We start from the raw sequence: 17896 nt of genomic DNA, 5'->3' as shown, positions 1-17896 counted from the left end.
GGTGCCTGCGTAAATGAACTATCCGATCATCCTCGCTGGCGCGTCGGCCATGTAGCTTTCCAGTTGCGCCGTCTCCTGTGGAGTAAGGCGCAATCCCATTTTCGTTCGCCGCCATAAGATGTCTTCGGCAGTGACGGCCCATTCCTTTTCGATGAGGTATTTGACTTCCGCCTCGTATAGATCGGATCCGAAACGAATGCCGAGATCGGCCAGCGTTTTGGCATTGCCAAGGATCTTGCGTGTCAGCGTGCCATAGCGGCGCACGAGATTGCGCGCCATCCGGCCCTCCAAGAAGGGATAATCTTTTTGAATGGAGGCGACTTGTTCATCGTAGCCATTGTACGCGAAATCGCCGCCAGGCAACTTGCTCGACGACGTCCAGGTCGTTCCTTTCTGGCCAATCGCTTCGCCAATCTTCTCCAGAGCGTGTTCAGCGAGCCTGCGATATGTGGTCAGCTTTCCACCGAAAACATTGAGAACTGGCGCAGTTCCGTTGTCATCCTCAACCTTGAGAACATAATCCCGCGTCGCTTCCTGAGCTTTCGATGCGCCGTCATTATAGAGCGGACGAACGGCGGAGTAACTCCAGACGATGTCTTCGGGCCTTACCGGTTCTTTGAAATATTCGCTGGCTGCCTTGCAAAGATAATTTGTTTCTTCCGGCGTGATGCGAACATCTTTGGGATCGTCCTCGTAGTCCCGATCAGTCGTTCCAATAAGCGTAAAATCGGTTTCATACGGGATCGCAAAAATGATCCTGTTGTCGGGATTTTGGAAGAAGTACGCACGCGGATCGTCAAACTTGCGCTTCACGATGATGTGGCTGCCCTGAACAAGGCGTACGTTATGAGCTTCATTCCGCCCGAAGGCGCCGCGGATGACGCCGTCGACCCATGGACCTGCCGCGTTGATCAGCATTCGCGCGTGATGGCTTGCTTTCTCGCCTGAACGCATATTTACCGTATCGATCCGCCAAACTCCGTCCTCGCGTCGTGCCGAGACGACTTTCGTGCGCGCCATAATGAAGGCACCGCGATCGGCGGCGTCACGCGCGTTCAGGACCACAAGGCGTGCGTCGTCCACCCAGCCGTCCGAATATTCGAAAGCCTTGGTGAAGATGGATTTGAGAGGCTTGGCAGCGGGGTCCTTGCGCATATCAAGTACGGATGTCGCCGGAAGACGCTTGCGGCCGCCGATATGGTCGTAAAGAAACAGGCCAAGCCGTATCATCCAGGCGGGGCGAATGCCGCCTTTATGATAAGGAAGAACAAATCGCATCGGCCAGATAATGTGAGGGGCCATTGCCCACAGGACTTCGCGCTCCATCAAGGCTTCGCGAACGAGGCGAAATTCATAATGTTCAAGATAGCGCAGGCCGCCATGGATAAGTTTGGTGGCGCCTGAAGACGTGCCGGATGCAAAGTCGCCCATTTCGGCAAGCGCTACCGAGTAGCCGCGACCAACTGCATCACGCGCAATGCCGCAGCCATTGATGCCGCCGCCTATGACGAAGATATCCAGGATGTCCCGGCTCACTCTGTCCTCCCCGCGCAAGTCACTTCGGCCCTACCCCATCCGAAAGTGAAACGACCTTAAAACGAAATTAATTCGAATGTCAAACGAATGTATAATATTCCTTTCGCGCTTCACAGAGGATTTTCCGCCACCGGAGAAATGACCGTCAAATCGAGCCTGTCTCGATCAATCTGACGTTATTGTCGCGACAGAGCGCGCGCACTGACCCCAAAGGACAATGGTCAGTGATGAAAGTGTGAACTTGCGACAAGCGCGCGATACGCACCGGTGCGGTACGCTCGAACTTACTGGAATCGGATACAAGGATCACGTGCCGTGCATTGGCGATGATCGCCTGCGCGACCTTGACTTCCCGAAAATCATAGTCGAGCAGCGCCCCATCTGCATCGATGGCGGAGGTTCCAATCACGGCATAATCGACCTTGAATTGACGGATGAAGTCGACGGCGGCTTCACCGACGATCCCCCCATCAGATCCACGTACTACGCCGCCAGTAATCACGACCTCTATCGAGGGCCTCAAACGAAGACGATTTGCGACATTGATGTTGTTTGTAATGACCATCAACTCACTGTGGTCGACAAGCGCCTCGCCGACGGCCTCGGTCGTGGTGCCGATATTGATGAAGAGGGAGCACTGGTTGGGGATCAGACCTGCTGCGGCAAGACCGATCGCCTGCTTTTCGGAGGCCGCGATTTGACGCCTCGCCTCGTATTTTACATTTTCGGTGCCGCTGGGAAATGTCGCCCCACCATGGATGCGCGATAGAATCTCTGCATCGCAGAGTTCGTTGAGATCTTTGCGTATCGTCTGCGGCGTGACGGAGAATAGATTGGCGAGATCATCGACCAGAACGCGACCATGTCTTTTCGCGAGGTCGACGATTTCTTTCTGTCGATCTGTTTGAAACATGCTCCCCTCATGTTCGCCTTTATCGTGCCTGTGTATCAGAACGAAAATAAGAGCGAAAGCTTGCCGTCGTCGATTTTCGCCTTGCGAGGGAAACCGAAAGGAAAGAGCAACAAAAGCGAAGACTTGCTAAGCGCTTTTGACGAGGAACTTTTCCTAGGATGGAACCTATCCGCATTAGCCGCGTTACTCGGGGAGTATTTGAAGGGTGCACTGGGGCAAATCATGTTGGAACTGGACCATTCTTTGGCGCGCGATGACGCCGCCGTGGTCTCTGAGAACCGTTGGGTCGGTCGGCTGAAGCGCGTCGGCCGTCGTGATAATTCGGGTTCCATCATCAAGCCGGGTCGGAATGCCTGGCGAGCCGATACTGCTCTTCGTTTGTCGTTTTTAATCGATGGGGCCTCCTACTTCAGCGCTTTGGACAGCGTTTTGCGCAAGGCGAAAAAGACGATCTGGATCATCGGCTGGGATTTCAATCCCGATATCCGATTGAGACCCCGCCACAGCTCTGAAACCCTCGGCGAACTTCTGTTGTCGCTCGTTGACGAACATCCAGAGCTGCAAATTCGCATCCTTGTTTGGGGAATGGGGCCTGTCTATTCCGGCAAATCCCTAAGACTGTTTCGCGAAAGCAGGCTGTCTGCGCATCCACAGATCGATTTGAGATTTGATCTTAGACATCCTTTGCGCGCGTGCCACCATCAAAAGCTGGTTGTCATAGATGATAACTGCGCATTTCTGGGCGGCATAGATCTCACCGCTCGTCGCTGGGACGAACCCGATCATCGTCCGGACAATCCATTGCGAAGGAGCCCGGAGGGAGAGTCATACGGTGCCGTCCACGATATGCAGGCCGCGATCACGGGGCCTGCCGCAAAATTGGTGGGCGACGTGGCGCGGCGCCGGTGGCAGTGGGCCACTGGAAAGGTTATTTCGCCCTGTGAGTTGGAGTATGATGCCGATCAATGGCCGGCATGTATGACCACTGACATGAGCAATGTGAATGCAGCTGTCGCCTTGACAGAACCAGGGCTCGTGGGCCGACGTGGGCGCCACGAGGCAGTCCGTCTCACGCGCGATGCGATAAAGGCTGCAAAGCGTCACATCTACATCGAAACTCAGTACCTTGCTTCCTTCAACGTCGCCCGGGCAATTGCTGCGCGCCTGCGCGAAGAAGACGGTCCTGAAATCGTTGTTGTCGTGACCAAAAGCTCGCACGGCCTGATCGAGAAGCTTACGATGGGCAACAATCGTGATCGTTTGATCCGCAAACTGAAGCGTATTGATGTGCATGACAGGCTTCGCGTCCTTTATCCGACGATCCTCGACGATAAAGAACAGGAAAATGAGATTCTCGTTCATTCGAAGCTGATCGTCGTCGACGAGCAATTTGTCAGGATTGGCTCGTCCAACCTCAATCATCGCTCTGAAGGGTTAGACACAGAATGCGATATGGCTGTTGAGGCCTCAAGCGATGATCATCGCCAAGCCCTCAACAGGTTACGGAACAGTTTGCTGGCCGAGCATCTTGACGCCGATGTTGAAGAGGTGAGTGCGAAAGTATCTCAGACGGGGTCTCTTATTTCTGCGATCGACTTCTTCAACGTCAGGAAACGCAGGCTTTGCACCTTTGCGGTGGATATTGAACAGGGTGAAGTCACGCCGATGCCGGGAACGTCGCTCGTCGATCCGCGTCGCCCGTTCAGGTTTCTACGAGAGGTGCGCCTGCACGCCTCGCTCATCAAGGCGCGGTTCGGAAGCATCTTTCTTTGACTCTTTTCCACGCCTGAAAATGATTTCGCTGACGATCAACAACGCAATTCCCATGACCAGAGGAATCAGAAAATAGATTGTCCTGAATGCGATCAGCGCTCCGATCGATGCCGAATTCGGCATGACATGCTGAACGGTTGCTTCCAGTACGCCAAGGCCTCCAGGAACGTGCGTTACTAGGATTGCGATATTCGCAAGCACGAAAGCTGTTGCAGTTTTTACGAAGCTAACATCCGAGCCAGCCGCGACCAGTTGGTGTAAGCAGGCTGCAACGCAGATAAAGTTCAGGGTACCGACAATAATCTGAGCCAAAGCAAGGCGCGGCCCCGGCATTTTAAAGTGCCATTTCCAGATACGTAACGGGGCCTTCAATATCATCGAGAGGCCCATATAGGCGACAGGGACGGCTCCACAGGCAATCCCCAGCCAGAAGAGTTCGTTGCCATTGAGATGAACGACGGCTGCAGCATCTTGTGGGTTGAGCAGAAGAGCGACACTGGCCAATGCAATCAGGCCTAGGCCTACCGTTACTCCGCAAAACAAAATGTTACGCGCAACTTCTTCTGCGCTCAGGCCCCAGCGCGCGTAAAAACGGTAGCGGACTGCTCCGCTGCTCAAAGCTGCGACACCGAGATTATGGCCTATCGCCAGTGCAGTAAATGAAGCAAGCGCTGCCTTGGGATAGCTCAAAGGTTTGCCCGCATATCGAAGCCCGAGCCAGTCAAAGCCAGTCAGGCAGATATAAGAGGCAGCGGCAAAGCCTGCAGAGGCTGCCAATCGCGGCAGCGGAATTGCAGTGATGGACTTCGTGATATCGTTCAGTGAATAGCCGCGGAACACACGATAAAGAAGATAGGCCGCAAGCAGCAAACCGAAAACCATGGTGGCATGAAGAAGAAGACGCTTGGCGGTCATATCGTTCCTAAGAAGACGAGTGTTCGGCGCAGTACACGACGTGGGAACGAACAGGCTGGAAACGGGTTCCTTCGCGATGACACTAAAAGTTCATAGAAGATCTACCGAAAAGGGCATCAGCTTCACGCTGCTCACCTATAACGTTCATAGCTGCGTTGGCACTGATCGTAGGCTCGATCCAAAGCGCATTGCCGATGTAATTGCACAATCGGGTGCGGACATTGTCGCTCTTCAAGAGGTTGACGTCGGACGCAAACGGACAGGCGGAATAGACCAGGCAGAACTCATCGCTTCGCATCTGAAGATGAATGCGCAATTTCATCCGGCACTTCATCTTGAAGAAGAGAAATATGGCGATGCGATTTTAACTGCATTCCCGATGCGCCTCGTCAAGGCAGGCGCCTTACCATCCATTGGCGAGACACGCGGTGCGCTGTGGGTCCGCATCGATGTTGGTGGCTTGAACGTGAATGTCATCAACACCCATCTTGGTTTGCGTTCTCACGACCGCAGGCAGCAGGTGAACGCCCTTATGGAACCCAGCTGGATGGGAAGCGAGCAGTTCCAATCGGCTCCTTCCATCTTTTGCGGCGATTTCAACGCCGGACCGCGCTCTCCAATCCATGCCACGCTCGAAGGGACGTTGCGCAATTCCCACCGATTGGCGGGGAAAGGAGTAGCGCGCACTTTCCCGTCTCGTCTGCCTCTCCTCAGTCTCGATCATGTATTTGTTTCAGATGGAGTTGACGCTCTCTCCAGTGAGGTCATCGCCAATCCTCTTGCAAGACGCGCATCGGATCATTTGCCCCTTCTTGCCAGTCTGGTGGTCGAGCCGAAGCGTGCCTCAAGCGTCAACCTTTCGCTTGAGGATGCATTGGACCAATAGCCCGGTTTCGCGCTTTCAGACCAGCAACACGCTGTGCAATCAGCGCAGCAATCCCTGACCCCCATCGATCCAGATCGGTGTCCCTGTAATGTGGTGAGAGCGGCCTGAGGCTAGAAAGACGATGGCTTCGGCAACATCTTCGCTTCGTCCCGCCTTTCCGTCAGAGATCGGAATTTCGCCCTTTGGCCAAACAACCGGCACCTCGGCTTCCGCTTCGTTGCGGCTGCTTGTGTTGGCGTTGATACTTGTTTCAATTGCACCCGGGCAGACGGCGTTGACGCGGATCTTGTGTTTTCCCAGCTCAAGCGCCAGCTGTTGCACCATGGCCAGCTGCCCTGCTTTTGTTGCGCTATAGGCCGTTGCGCCTGGCGTGGTGAATGTCCGCGTGCCGTTGATGGAGGAAACAACAATGATCGATCCGCCTTGCCGAGCTTTGAGGGGAGGAACGGTAACATGGAGGGTCAGATAGGTGCCACGCAAGTTTACGGCGATGGTCTTGTCCCATTCGTCAGGTTTCAGGTCGTCGATCGGCGCCCAGACGCCATTGATGCCGGCATTGGCCACGACGATATCAAGACCGCCAAACGTCTCGACCAGTTTGCTGACAGCAACGCGCATATCGTCTTCATCCGTCGTGTCGGCGATCAGCGCCAGCGCCTTGCCGCCGCCGTTTTGGATCTCCTCGCAGGTCTGCAGAAGCTCATCTTCGGTGTGACCGAGAACACCAACGGCAGCGCCTTCCTTTGCGAGCATCAAGGCGCACGCCTTCCCGATGCCCGAACCAGCTCCGGTAACGAGAGCGACTTTATTAGCCATTTCCATCGATCCGATCCTTCCGAAATCCGCGGATATTCAGACCCAATGACGGAGCGCGTGGCTTGGTTCCCGGCGTCTCATACAAACGCGATTGCTTGTGGAAGAAAGAGGCTGGCAATCTCAGCCTCGCCTTTCAGCTTCCACGCGAATTCAGCGGTAAAAGTAGCGAGCGATGCGATGGTATCACCCGATCTGCATCACCTTTGCGTTTCTGCTTTCAAGCCCAATAGAGAAGCACCGATGAGGCCAGGTTCGAGGGTACACTGGCTTTGGACAACAAGTGGGCGATCGAATTGACGCAGGATTCTGTTGCGCACCGCGACGTCGAGTTCTGCCATCAGAGCCTTTACGTTCGCAAGTCCGCCGCCGGCGGGCACAATGGTTGCTCCTGTCATGTTAACACAGACCGCCAGGGGAGAGGCGACGAGATCAATATAAACATCGATGGTTCGTACCGCTTCGGGATCGCCGACCTGCCACGCAGCGATGATGTCTTCGCTGGTAAGATCCTGACCATGGAGGGTCATGTGAATCCGTTCGAGACCTCGCGCGCCGCCGACCGTATCAATACAGCCGGATTGACCGCATCCGCATTTGAAGTGCGCAAGCTCGACCGGCGGATGTCCGGCCCGTAACGCGGCGGCAGGCCCATGTCCCCACTCGCCCGCAAAGCCTCCTGCAGCATTGACCAACCGTCCATCGGAGACCAGTCCGCCACCTACGCCGGTACCCAAGATAATCCCGAAGACGATGCGGTGTCCCTTGCCCGCACCAACCTCGGCCTCCGCCATTGCGAAGCAGTCAGCATCATTGGCGATCATCACTGGGACAGAAAACTCTGCTTCCAGATCGGCGATGAGATCGCGCCCGTTGATGCATGGGATATTGGCGCAGATGATGCGGCGTGTGTCCGGATCGACTACGCCAGCCAATGAAAGGGATAGCCGCGTGAAAGGTTCTTCCGCTTGATCTGTGACGGTGCGCAGGGCCGCGATGAATTCGGCGAGGTTGTCCTTGGGGGTAGGGCGACGGTCAAGAGCTCGAATATCACTTTGTGAACGCACAATGCCGCCTTTTATGGCCGAGCCGCCGATATCGAATGATACGATCATGAATGCATCTCTATTTTTTAAGCTCGTGCTACGTCGAGCGGAATTATCTGGTGTGGCGATATCGGTCGACAGCGATTGATGTTCAAGTCGGGATCATGTTGGGAGGATGATGCGTGCTTCGAATCCGTCGCTACGACCTGAGGCCGGTGAAAGGATCTCAAGTCTGCCGCCCATTTGCGTGACCATGCGATCGCTAATTGCAAGGCCCAGACCAGAACCGGCGGCGTTGGTTTTGCCGCGTCGAAAACGCTTCTTCAGGCTTTCTGGATCAATGCCTTCAACGACTTTACAGCTGTTTGAAATGCTGACCACACCTGAAGCGTCGAGACCCACCTCTATTGGCGCTTCCTGATCTCCGTGCACCAATGCGTTTTCAATAAGATTGCGCACCACGATGCCGAAGGCGTCTATATCCACATGCCGCTTCAGTTCCGTCGTGGCGCGGACTTTATAGCGTATCCTGCCGTCTGCGCCACCGTCCCGACGGAAGTCCTCGATCATCAATTCAAGGACTTGTTTGAGATCTTCCGCTTTGTCGCTTTGTCCGATCCCAGCCTCGGCACGGGCCAATTGCAGCAACTTTTCCGCCGTCCTTCCGAGGTTGACAAGCGATGTCTCGATGTTGTGCGCTCTGTCCTTCGCCGCCCCCTCTGGCAGCGTTTCCATCAGCATCTGTGTCTGGGCAAGAGCGCCAGCGATCGGCGTACGCAATTCATGCGCGCTGTTGGCGGTGAATTCCCTTTCTGCTTCGAAAGCCGCCCTCAGCCGCATCAGGAGATGGTTCACGGATACAGCGATCGGCCTCAATTCCTTTGGCAGTGACGTGCTGATCTCGCCCATGTTGCCACCGTCTTTAGTTGCTATATCGCGGCGCAAGGTATCGATCGGTTTCAGGGCTTTCCCAACGATGAACCAAATCGCGAAAATGCTGGCCGGAATTAACACGATCAATGGAATCAAGAGGGTCACTGCTGTTTCCCGAACGGCTTCCCATCGGTTCTTGAAGCGATCAGCCACCTGCATGAAATAGGCGTCGTCAGAGGTCGGCTCGGTGTAGATGCGATGCGTTGGGGTGTTGGCGAATCCCGCTTTTAAGGGTACGTCGAACGGGCTGGAATCGGCATCGTTAGACCGAAGAACGACTTTTCCGCTTCTGTCGCGCAGTTGATATGTTAGATATTCGCGACTTGCCGCTGACTTGAGAATAGCAACGCTCCTCGGGTCGAGAAGCGGCTTATCGTTCATGTCGTCCACGATCAGAGCGAGCAGTCTTTGTGTCGTTTCCTGTTGCGCGCTGTCGAAGATCTCGGAAAACTCGTGCTGCATCACGCGCAGGCTGAGACCGATCGCGAGCAGCCAGAAAACCACCATCGCGCTCGTGAGCCAGGTAATAAGGCGACGCGTTATTCCCGTTTCCTGTCTCATTTTTCCTCGAGCGTGTAACCGAGGCCGCGCGCCGTCTTGATGCGCTCCTTGCCGATCTTTTTTCGCAAGCGGCTGACGTAAACTTCTACCGTATTGCTTTCGATCTCAGAGCCAAAGGCGTAGAGCGCTTCTTCAATGCGCTCCTTTGGAACAACAGCGCCAGGGCGGACAAGAAGCAAATCAAGGACCGCCCATTCACGCCCGGTCAATTCTGCGGGCGCTCCATCGACCAGGACCCGATGCGACGAACGGTCGATCTCAAGCGTGCCCATTTTGACGATCGGCTGCGGAGTAGCGCCCGATCGGCGACTGACGGCGTTGATGCGCGCCTCCAACTCACCGAGATTGAACGGCTTGACCAGATAATCGTCCGCGCCCGCATTCAGCCCGTCGATGCGGTCCGAAATTTGATCGCGCGCAGTCAAAATGATGACCGGCGCTGCATCTTGATTGCTGCGTAACTGCTTCAGGAAATCGATGCCGCTACCGTCCGGCAGCTGCAGATCGAGAAGCACCACCGCGTAATGCACGGATCTTGCTGCGGCCTCGGCATCAGCGAGGTTGCGGACCCAATCGACCGCGTTGCCTCCAGAAATAAGATGCTCGCGAACCGCTTCGCCGATCATCTTATCGTCTTCCACCAAAAGGATGCGCACTCTTTTTATCTCTCGAGTTAGCGAAAAGCCGGCCTTGAACGTCCCTTTGCGGGAATAAGGCCCATCTGCCCTTAGATATTGAAAGGTACGGTTGCTGGCAATGAGAGAACGGCGGGCATATGACCGTATCGGAAAGCGCTCGACATTCCGTTCAATTTTGGTTTGATCATGCGCGATATCGAAGGTCCATCTGCCAGGCCAAGGCGACGGATCCAACATGGTTGGACGAAAAGATATGGCAAAGAAAACCGAGGTACTGACTCGTCTCGACGACGCGGCCCGCGCTGGCTGGCTCTACTATGTCGCAGGGCGAACGCAGGACGAAATCGCATCTGCAATGGGCATCTCGCGCCAATCTGCACAGCGTCTGGTGTCTCTTGCTGTTGCGGAGCGGTTGATCAAGGTACGTCTTGATCATCCAATCGCTGCCTGCATGGAGCTTGCCGAAGCGCTCAAAGAACGTTTCGGTTTGAAACAGGCGGAAGTCATCCCCAGCGATCCCGGCTCAGAATCAACCATAAGCGGCATGGCTGAGGCAGCTGCTGCCGAGGTCGAGCGCTGGCTGAGACGCACGGATCCTATCGTCATGGCGTTGGGAACAGGGCGAACGCTGAAGGCAACAGTCGACCAACTGCCGACGATCGAGTGCCCGCATCACCGCATCGTATCCTTAACCGGTAACATAACGCCGGACGGTTCAGCTGCATACTACAACGTCATTTTCAGCATGGCTGATGCTGTGAAAGCTCGGCATTTCCCAATGCCTTTGCCTGTTCTCGCCAGTACCGCAAAGGAGCGGGAAACATTGCACAGCCAGCAGTTGGTTCAGTCGACTCTCAAAATAAGCGCACAGGCTGACGTTACTTTAGTGGGCATCGGCGAACTTGGGGTCGATGGTCCGCTTTGCGTGGACGGCTTCCTGGAAAAAGATGAGATGATTGATCTCATCGAGGCTGGAGCTGCAGGCGAGATCTGCGGCTGGATCTTCGATTCGAAGGGTCGGCTGCTGGACAACGCGGTCAACAAGCGTGTCGCCTCGGCGCCCGTGCCATCCCGCGAAACCTCATTGGTGATCGGCATTGCGAAGGGAAGACGAAAGCTGAAGGCAATTCATGCGGCGCTTCTTGGCCATCAAGTGAACGCCCTCATTACAGATGAGGACACCGCCGCAGCTATTCTTGGCCACGTTTGACAGTGGAAAACCGCTTAAATTTTGAACGCGATGACTTTCTAATAAGCTGCCTGTTGACAAATTCTGCATCTTGATGAGTAATTGCCCACGAGCAAAGCGAATGCTCACTCAATCTTCTTGGGAGGAAGATCATGACATTGAAAACTATCTTGCTAGGTGCGTGCTCGCTTCTCGTTATGGCCGGTGCGTCCTCGGCAGAGACTTTGACGATTGCAACCGTCAACAACGGCGACATGGTGCGCATGCAAAAGCTCACCGACGATTTCAAGGCGAAGAACCCAGGCATCGATCTTGAATGGGTTACGCTCGAAGAAAACGTCTTGCGCCAGAAGGTCACGACCGACATTGCCACAAAGGGCGGCCAATACGATATTTTGACGATCGGTAACTACGAAGTGCCGATCTGGGCAAAGCAGAACTGGTTGCTGCCACTCGACAATCTCGGCGCCAGCTATGATGCAAAAGACCTGCTGCCGGCAATCAGCGCGTCCCTTACGCAAAATGGCAAGCTCTACGCGGTTCCGTTCTACGGCGAAAGCGCCATGCTGATGTACCGGACGGACCTTCTCGAAAAGGCGGGGCTCAAGATGCCCGACTCGCCGACCTGGGACTTCATTGCCGACGCGGCAAAGAAGATGACGGACAAGAAGGATGGTGTCTATGGCATCTGCCTGCGCGGCAAGGCAGGCTGGGGCGAGAACATGGCGTTCCTCACCGCGCTTGACAATTCCTTTGGCGGGCGCTGGTTCGATGAAAAGTGGAAGCCGCAGTTCGACTCTCCGGAGTGGAAGGAAGCTCTCAGCTATTACGTGAATCTGATGAAGGAAGCCGGCCCTCCGGGCGCTTCGTCCAACGGGTTCAATGAAAACCTCGCTCTGTTTCAGACCGGAAAGTGCGGCATGTGGATCGATGCAACGGTCGCAGCCTCGTTCGTGACGGATCCGAAGGAATCGAAGGTTGCCGATAAGGTCGGTTACGCTCTGTTCCCGACCAAGGGCGATCTAAAGAACCATGGCAACTGGCTGTGGTCTTGGAACCTCGCTATTCCTGCAACCTCCAAAAAGCAGGAAGCCGCGCAGAAGTTCGTGGCTTGGGCGACAAGCAAAGAATATGCGCAGCTCGTCGCCTCCAAGGAGGGTTGGGCCGCGGTTCCTCCGGGAACGCGTACCTCGTTGTACGAGAACGCCGATTACCAGAAAGCTGCACCCTTCGCAGCCAAGACTTTGGAAGCCATGAAGGCAGCTGACACGCAGAAGCCGACGGTCAAGCCTGTCCCTTATACCGGAGGCCAGTTCGTAGCGATCCCGGAATTCCAGGGAATTGGTACGGCTGTCGGTCAACAGTTCTCTGCGGCGCTTGCAGGGCAGTCAACTGTTGATCAGGCGTTGAAGAGTGCACAGCAACTCACGACGCGTGAAATGACCAAGGCTGGCTACATCAAGTAATAGCGACACCTTCGCTTGGGGCGGCTGAGCTGTTATGCTTCCGCCGTCCCAGATGCCGCCGAGGCTTCGGCGGCAACTTCCCCTGTGGAAGGTTTTTTGCCAGTTACTCCAGCTACATAGACGGGTAGACCATGGCCACTTTACATACTCGTTCTGCCGCACGTTTCATGATGGCGCCATCTGTCCTGCTGCTTTTCGCCTGGATGATCGTGCCCTTGCTCATGACGATCTATTTCTCCTTCATCGACTACAATTTGTTGATGCCGGGCGAGAACAATTTCACGGGATTCCTGAACTACGAGTTCTTCCTTACCGATCCTGCCTTCTTCGATGCACTGATCAACACGCTTCTGCTCGTCGTCAGTGTTTTGGCGATTACAATCGTCGGCGGAATGGCTCTGGCGCTGCTCCTGGATCAACCGATGTTCGGGCAGGGGATCGTGCGCATTCTCGTCATCGCGCCCTTCTTCATTATGCCGACCGTTGCCGCGCTCGTCTGGAAAAACATGTTCATGAATCCGGTGAACGGCCTATTCGGATACTTGGCGCGAGTTGTCGGTGCTCAGCCCATCGACTGGCTTTCAGAGCTGCCGCTTTTTTCCATCATTCTGATCGTCGCCTGGCAGTGGCTGCCCTTCGCGACCCTTATTCTCTTAACTGCGCTGCAGTCCTTGTCGGAAGAGCAGAAGGAAGCTGCAGAGATGGACGGCGCGGGCTTCTTCGCAAGGCTTTACTACATCGTCCTTCCGCACATGGCGCGGGCGATCACCGTCGTTATTCTGATTGAAACGATCTTCCTCCTATCCGTCTTCGCCGAAATTCTTGTGACGACCAACGGCGGACCGGGCACGAGCAGCACCAACCTGACCTATCTGGTTTACAACCGTGCACTCTTGCAATTCGATATCGGAGGTGCATCGGCCGGTGGTATAATTGCTGTCATCCTCGCCAATATCGTTGCCATCTTCCTGGTGCGCATCGTCGGCAAGAATTTGGAGGCCTGAGATGGCGAGAGCTATTACAACGAAGCGCAAGATTGCCATCTCCGTCGTCGCCTGGATTATCGGCATCCTCATTTTCTTTCCGATCCTCTGGACGTTCCTCACCAGCTTCAAGACGGAGGGGGATGCGATAGCCTCTCCTCCGCAATTCCTATTTTTCCATTGGACGCTGGAAAACTACGTTGAGGTCCAGGCACGCTCCAACTACTTCAGTCACTTCCTGAACTCTGTCGTTATTTCCTTTGGTTCGACCCTCTTGGGACTGATCATTGCAGTCCCTGCGGCCTGGGCAATGGCATTTTCACCGACAAAACGGACGAAGGACGTTTTGATGTGGATGCTGTCGACCAAGATGATGCCGCCAGTGGGTGCGCTGATCCCGATCTATCTAATGTTCCGCAACACGGGTTTGTTGGATAGTCGCCTCGGTCTTGTCGGCATCCTCATGCTGATCAACCTGCCGATCATCGTCTGGATGCTTTACACCTACTTTAAGGAAATTCCCGGCGAAATCCTGGAGGCGGCCCGTATGGATGGGGCATCCCTGATGAAAGAAATCATCTACGTCCTGACGCCCATGGCCGTCCCCGGCATCGCATCGACGCTGCTTTTGAATATCATTCTCTCGTGGAACGAGGCGTTCTGGACGCTTAATCTTTCGACATCAAATGCCGCGCCATTGACCACCTTTATTGCCTCTTATTCCAGTCCGGAAGGGCTGTTCTACGCCAAGCTTTCCGCCGCATCGACCATGGCTATTGCGCCAATTCTCGTTCTCGGCTGGTTCTCGCAAAAACAACTTGTCCGTGGCCTCACCTTCGGTGCGGTAAAGTAAAAGATATAGGGAGACGAAAATGGGCAGCATCACCCTGGAGAAGGTGTCGAAGTCTTTCGGCGAGGCGGCGGTCATTCCTTCTATCGATCTTGAGATCAAGGACGGCGAATTCGTCGTCTTCGTCGGCCCGTCCGGCTGTGGAAAGTCGACTTTGCTTCGCCTCATCGCGGGGCTGGAAGACGTGACATCGGGAAAAATTATCATCGACGGCAAGGATGCGACCGACCGGGCACCTGCCGAACGTGGCTTGGCGATGGTCTTTCAATCCTATGCGCTGTATCCGCATATGAGCGTGCGCAACAATATTGCGTTCCCGTTGAAGATGGCAGGCGTCGACAAGGCAGAGATCGACCGTAAGATCGCCGATGCAGCGCGGGTTCTCAATCTTACCGATTACCTGGACCGCAAGCCGCGGCAGCTTTCGGGAGGGCAGCGTCAGCGCGTGGCGATTGGCCGTGCCATCGTTCGTCAGCCGTCGGCCTTTCTCTTTGACGAACCGCTGTCCAACCTCGACGCGGCATTGCGCGTTAACATGCGCCTGGAAATCAGCGAGTTGCACCAGCAGCTGAAGACCACGATGATCTATGTCACTCACGATCAGGTCGAGGCCATGACCATGGCCGATAAAATCGTTGTCCTCAACCGAGGCAATATCGAGCAGGTCGGTTCGCCGCTCGAACTCTACCGCAACCCGCGCAATCTATTCGTCGCAGGTTTCATCGGCTCGCCTAAAATGAATTTGCTGACGGGTTCGGCCGCCAAGGCCTTCGGCGCGCATACTATCGGCGTGCGGCCAGAACATATGATCCTGTCGATGGACAGCGGTGAGTGGAAAGGCCAAGTCCTTGTGGCCGAGCATCTAGGGGCCGACACATACCTGCATGTTGATGTCGATGGTATCGGCTCGGTGACTGCGCGCGGCGGTGGTGATTTTCCTGCCAAAGCCGGGGACATGGTTTACCTCTCTGTCGACAAAAACAGAGTTCATAAGTTCAACGAAGGCGGTCTAGCCGTTTGAACGAACAGTCGCGTGAAAAGCATGTTGAGCATTTTCTGCTGTAACGGCGATGATGCGTGCCTCCAGGCGACTTTCCGTGCGCCCTTCAAGAAGGATGATGAAGATGACCTGCAAACTTTCGCTGGCAACGCTTTCCGAGGCGGCTAAGACGGCGGCAATTCCTCACTATGATCGGCAAGGACTGAAAGCCGGTATTGTGCATTTCGGCGTCGGAAACTTCCATCGCGCACACCAAGCCATTTATCTGGATGATCTTTTCAACTTCGGCAAAGACCATGATTGGGCCATCATCGGTGCAGGGGTTCTTCCCTCTGATGCGGCCATGCGCGACAAACTCGCTGCACAAGACTATTTGACCACTGTCGTAGAGCAGGACAACAACAAGACAGCTGCGCGCGTCACGGCGCCGATGATCGACATGTTGCCTGTCGGTGATCCAGCGGCGATTATTGCGCGCCTCGCAGAGCCGGACATCAAAATCGTCTCGATGACGATCACCGAAGGCGGCTACTTCATCGATGCGTCCGGCAAGTTCAACCCTGCACACCCTTCTATTGCCGCAGATGGACAAAATCCTGATGCGCCGAGCACCGTCTTTGGCCTCATTGTCGCAGGTCTGAAGGCTCGCAAGGCGAAGGGCCTGATACCGTTTACGGTTATGTCCTGCGACAATATTCCTCATAATGGCGTGGTGACCAAGAACGCAGTTGTTGGCACCGCGCAGCTTTCAGATCCCGCCTTTGCGGATTGGATCGCCGCCAATGTCGCGTTCCCCAACGGGATGGTCGACCGCATTACGCCAGCGACAGGCCAGCGCGAAATCGAAATTTTGAGAGAAACTTTCGGGATCGAAGACAACTGGCCTGTTTATTGCGAAGAATTCAAGCAGTGGGTGCTCGAGGACAAGTTTACTGCAGGTCGCCCTGCACTTCAGGATGTCGGCGTCACCTTTGTGGACGATGTAACACCTTACGAGCATATGAAGATCCGCATCTTGAATGGTGGCCATGCGGCGATTGCCTATCCGGCAGCGCTTCTCGACATTCATTTTGTGCACGATGCGATGGAGGATCCGACGATCCGCGCCTTTTTGGCAAAGCTCGAAAAGGAAGAAATTATCCCCATCGTGCCTCCCGTTCCCGATACCTCGCTCCAGGATTATTTCGCTCTAATCGAACGCCGGTTCCTTAATCCCAAGATCGCAGACACGATCCCGCGTCTTGCTCAAGATGGGTCGAACCGGCAGCCGAAATTCATTCTGCCCTCGACGCTGGATAATCTGCGCCAGGGTAGAGACGTCGTTGGACTTGCCTTGGTATCAGCGCTTTGGTGCCGGTACTTCGCCGGCAAAACCGACAGCGGCAAGGATATTGTCTTCAACGATCCAAGCGCAGAGCGGCTACATGAGGCGGCATTGAAGGCAAAGGACGATCCGATGATATTCCTGGCGTTCAAGGATATTTTTGGTGAGGTCGCAAGTTCCGACGTTTTCCAGAAAAGATTCGCAAACGCGCTGAAAACTCTTTGGGACAAGGGCACCCGCGAAACGCTTCAAATGTATCTGGATGGCAAGTTGGCGGCCTGACCGCTTGCGTAATGCAAATTGGTTCAGACCGAAGCTTTTTAGGAGGTGCGCTTTGACTGACGCCAATTTACGGCTCGTCATTTTCGATTGTGACGGGGTCTTGGTCGACAGTGAGCCAATCTCGGTGGCCGTACTCGTCAGCGCAATGCGTGGGCTCGGTATCGATATTGCCGAGCCGGAAGCCTATCGTCGCTTTCTTGGTCGCAGTTTGGCGACAGTCCTTTCGGTGATGGAGGAGGAATATGCAGTCGTTGGAGGGGATGATTTCCTCGAAACGATGCGCGTTGATCTGTATCGCCGGTTTCGCGAGGAATTACAGCCGATTGCCGGCGTTGCAGAAGCGATCGATGCGCTTCCTGTTCCATGCTGTGTGGCCTCTTCGAGCCAGTTGGAGCGAATTCGGCTTTCGCTGACAGTCACCGGTCTCATCCAACGCCTGCCGCACATATTCAGCGCCTCAATGGTCAAGAACGGTAAGCCTGCTCCGGATCTATTCCTCTATGCAGCAGAACAGATGGGCGTTGCGCCGCAGCATTGTCTTGTCATTGAGGATAGTCCTGCTGGCATTCTCGCCGCTAAGGCGGCGGGGATGCGTGTTTTTGCCTTTTCGGGCGGCGCTCACGCCAAGTCAGAAGGCTATGTCAAAGAAATCAGACAGCTTGCGCCAGATGTCATATTTGACGACATGGCCGATTTAAGACACCTTGCAAGCTAGCGCACCATGCGTCAGGACGGATGTGCGCGGAACGTATTATTGTTGATTCTGCGCATCGGACGGGACCTGGAAA

At 55.0% G+C, this 17896-nt stretch carries 16 protein-coding genes; 9 read left to right on the top strand and 7 right to left on the bottom strand.

Features of this window, described 5'->3' with window-relative positions:
* Positions 1–18: 18 nt before the first annotated feature.
* Complete coding sequence (gene glpD / locus VQ830_RS06800) at positions 19–1536, bottom strand: glycerol-3-phosphate dehydrogenase (protein ID WP_337267327.1); 1518 nt, start codon at positions 1534–1536, stop codon at positions 19–21.
* 145 nt (positions 1537–1681) lie between these two features.
* A complete protein-coding gene (locus VQ830_RS06795; protein ID WP_337267326.1) occupies positions 1682–2449 on the bottom strand; it encodes a DeoR/GlpR family DNA-binding transcription regulator in 768 nt (255 codons plus the stop codon).
* 222 nt (positions 2450–2671) lie between these two features.
* Between VQ830_RS06795 and VQ830_RS06790 the strand changes: the two genes are divergently transcribed.
* Complete coding sequence (locus tag VQ830_RS06790) at positions 2672–4222, top strand: phospholipase D-like domain-containing protein (RefSeq protein WP_337267325.1); 1551 nt, start codon at positions 2672–2674, stop codon at positions 4220–4222.
* Here the strand turns inward: VQ830_RS06790 and VQ830_RS06785 are convergent.
* Positions 4160–5137 (bottom strand): lysylphosphatidylglycerol synthase domain-containing protein, encoded by a 978-nt coding sequence (locus VQ830_RS06785; protein WP_337267324.1) that lies wholly within the window; start codon positions 5135–5137, stop codon positions 4160–4162. The two genes, VQ830_RS06790 and VQ830_RS06785, sit on opposite strands and share 63 nt — an antisense overlap.
* Positions 5138–5156: 19 nt before the next feature.
* On the opposite strand from VQ830_RS06785, the gene VQ830_RS06780 reads away from it, so the two are divergent.
* Positions 5157–6023: an endonuclease/exonuclease/phosphatase family protein gene (locus VQ830_RS06780; protein ID WP_337267323.1), complete on the top strand. Its 867-nt coding sequence runs from the start codon at positions 5157–5159 to the stop codon at positions 6021–6023.
* A gap of 39 nt (positions 6024–6062) precedes the next feature.
* On the opposite strand, the gene VQ830_RS06775 is transcribed toward VQ830_RS06780, so the two are convergent.
* From VQ830_RS06775 to VQ830_RS06760, 4 genes are all read right to left on the bottom strand, one after another.
* A complete protein-coding gene (locus VQ830_RS06775) occupies positions 6063–6845 on the bottom strand; it encodes an SDR family oxidoreductase (RefSeq protein WP_337267322.1) in 783 nt (260 codons plus the stop codon).
* 191 nt (positions 6846–7036) lie between these two features.
* Entirely contained in the window at positions 7037–7951 is a 915-nt protein-coding gene (locus VQ830_RS06770; RefSeq protein ID WP_337267321.1) for an ROK family protein, read from the bottom strand.
* A 93-nt stretch (positions 7952–8044) separates the two neighbouring features.
* On the bottom strand, positions 8045–9376 hold the full coding sequence (locus VQ830_RS06765) for a sensor histidine kinase (protein WP_337267320.1): 1332 nt from the start codon (positions 9374–9376) through the stop codon (positions 8045–8047).
* A complete protein-coding gene (locus VQ830_RS06760; RefSeq protein ID WP_337267319.1) occupies positions 9373–10032 on the bottom strand; it encodes a response regulator in 660 nt (219 codons plus the stop codon). The genes VQ830_RS06765 and VQ830_RS06760 overlap by 4 nt, the downstream gene beginning before the upstream one ends.
* 235 nt (positions 10033–10267) lie before the next feature.
* Between VQ830_RS06760 and VQ830_RS06755 the strand changes: the two genes are divergently transcribed.
* The 7 genes from VQ830_RS06755 (at position 10268) to VQ830_RS06725 (ending at position 17823) form a co-directional block, all read left to right on the top strand.
* Positions 10268–11224 carry a sugar-binding transcriptional regulator gene (locus VQ830_RS06755; protein ID WP_337267318.1) on the top strand — a complete coding sequence of 319 codons (957 nt, stop codon included), beginning with the start codon at positions 10268–10270 and terminating at the stop codon, positions 11222–11224.
* Positions 11225–11355: 131 nt separating this feature from the next.
* Positions 11356–12669, top strand: coding sequence for an ABC transporter substrate-binding protein (locus VQ830_RS06750; protein ID WP_337267317.1), 1314 nt, complete (start codon positions 11356–11358; stop codon positions 12667–12669).
* Positions 12670–12800: 131 nt separating this feature from the next.
* A complete protein-coding gene (locus tag VQ830_RS06745) occupies positions 12801–13673 on the top strand; it encodes a carbohydrate ABC transporter permease (protein WP_337267316.1) in 873 nt (290 codons plus the stop codon).
* Between the two features lies 1 nt (position 13674).
* Positions 13675–14505 carry a carbohydrate ABC transporter permease gene (locus VQ830_RS06740; protein WP_337267315.1) on the top strand — a complete coding sequence of 277 codons (831 nt, stop codon included), beginning with the start codon at positions 13675–13677 and terminating at the stop codon, positions 14503–14505.
* Between the two features lie 19 nt (positions 14506–14524).
* Positions 14525–15523: an ABC transporter ATP-binding protein gene (locus tag VQ830_RS06735; RefSeq protein ID WP_337267314.1), complete on the top strand. Its 999-nt coding sequence runs from the start codon at positions 14525–14527 to the stop codon at positions 15521–15523.
* 103 nt (positions 15524–15626) lie between these two features.
* Positions 15627–17108, top strand: a complete 1482-nt coding sequence (locus VQ830_RS06730) for a mannitol dehydrogenase family protein (protein ID WP_337267313.1) — start codon at positions 15627–15629, stop codon at positions 17106–17108.
* A gap of 52 nt (positions 17109–17160) precedes the next feature.
* Positions 17161–17823 (top strand): HAD family hydrolase, encoded by a 663-nt coding sequence (locus VQ830_RS06725; RefSeq protein ID WP_337267312.1) that lies wholly within the window; start codon positions 17161–17163, stop codon positions 17821–17823.
* Positions 17824–17896 lie beyond the last annotated feature (73 nt).

Source organism: Oryzifoliimicrobium ureilyticum (assembly GCF_037199735.1).
GTDB lineage: Bacteria > Pseudomonadota > Alphaproteobacteria > Rhizobiales > Rhizobiaceae > Rhizobium > Rhizobium ureilyticus.
Note: the sequence above shows the minus strand (reverse complement) of the source record. Positions and strands in the feature narration are given on the sequence as shown.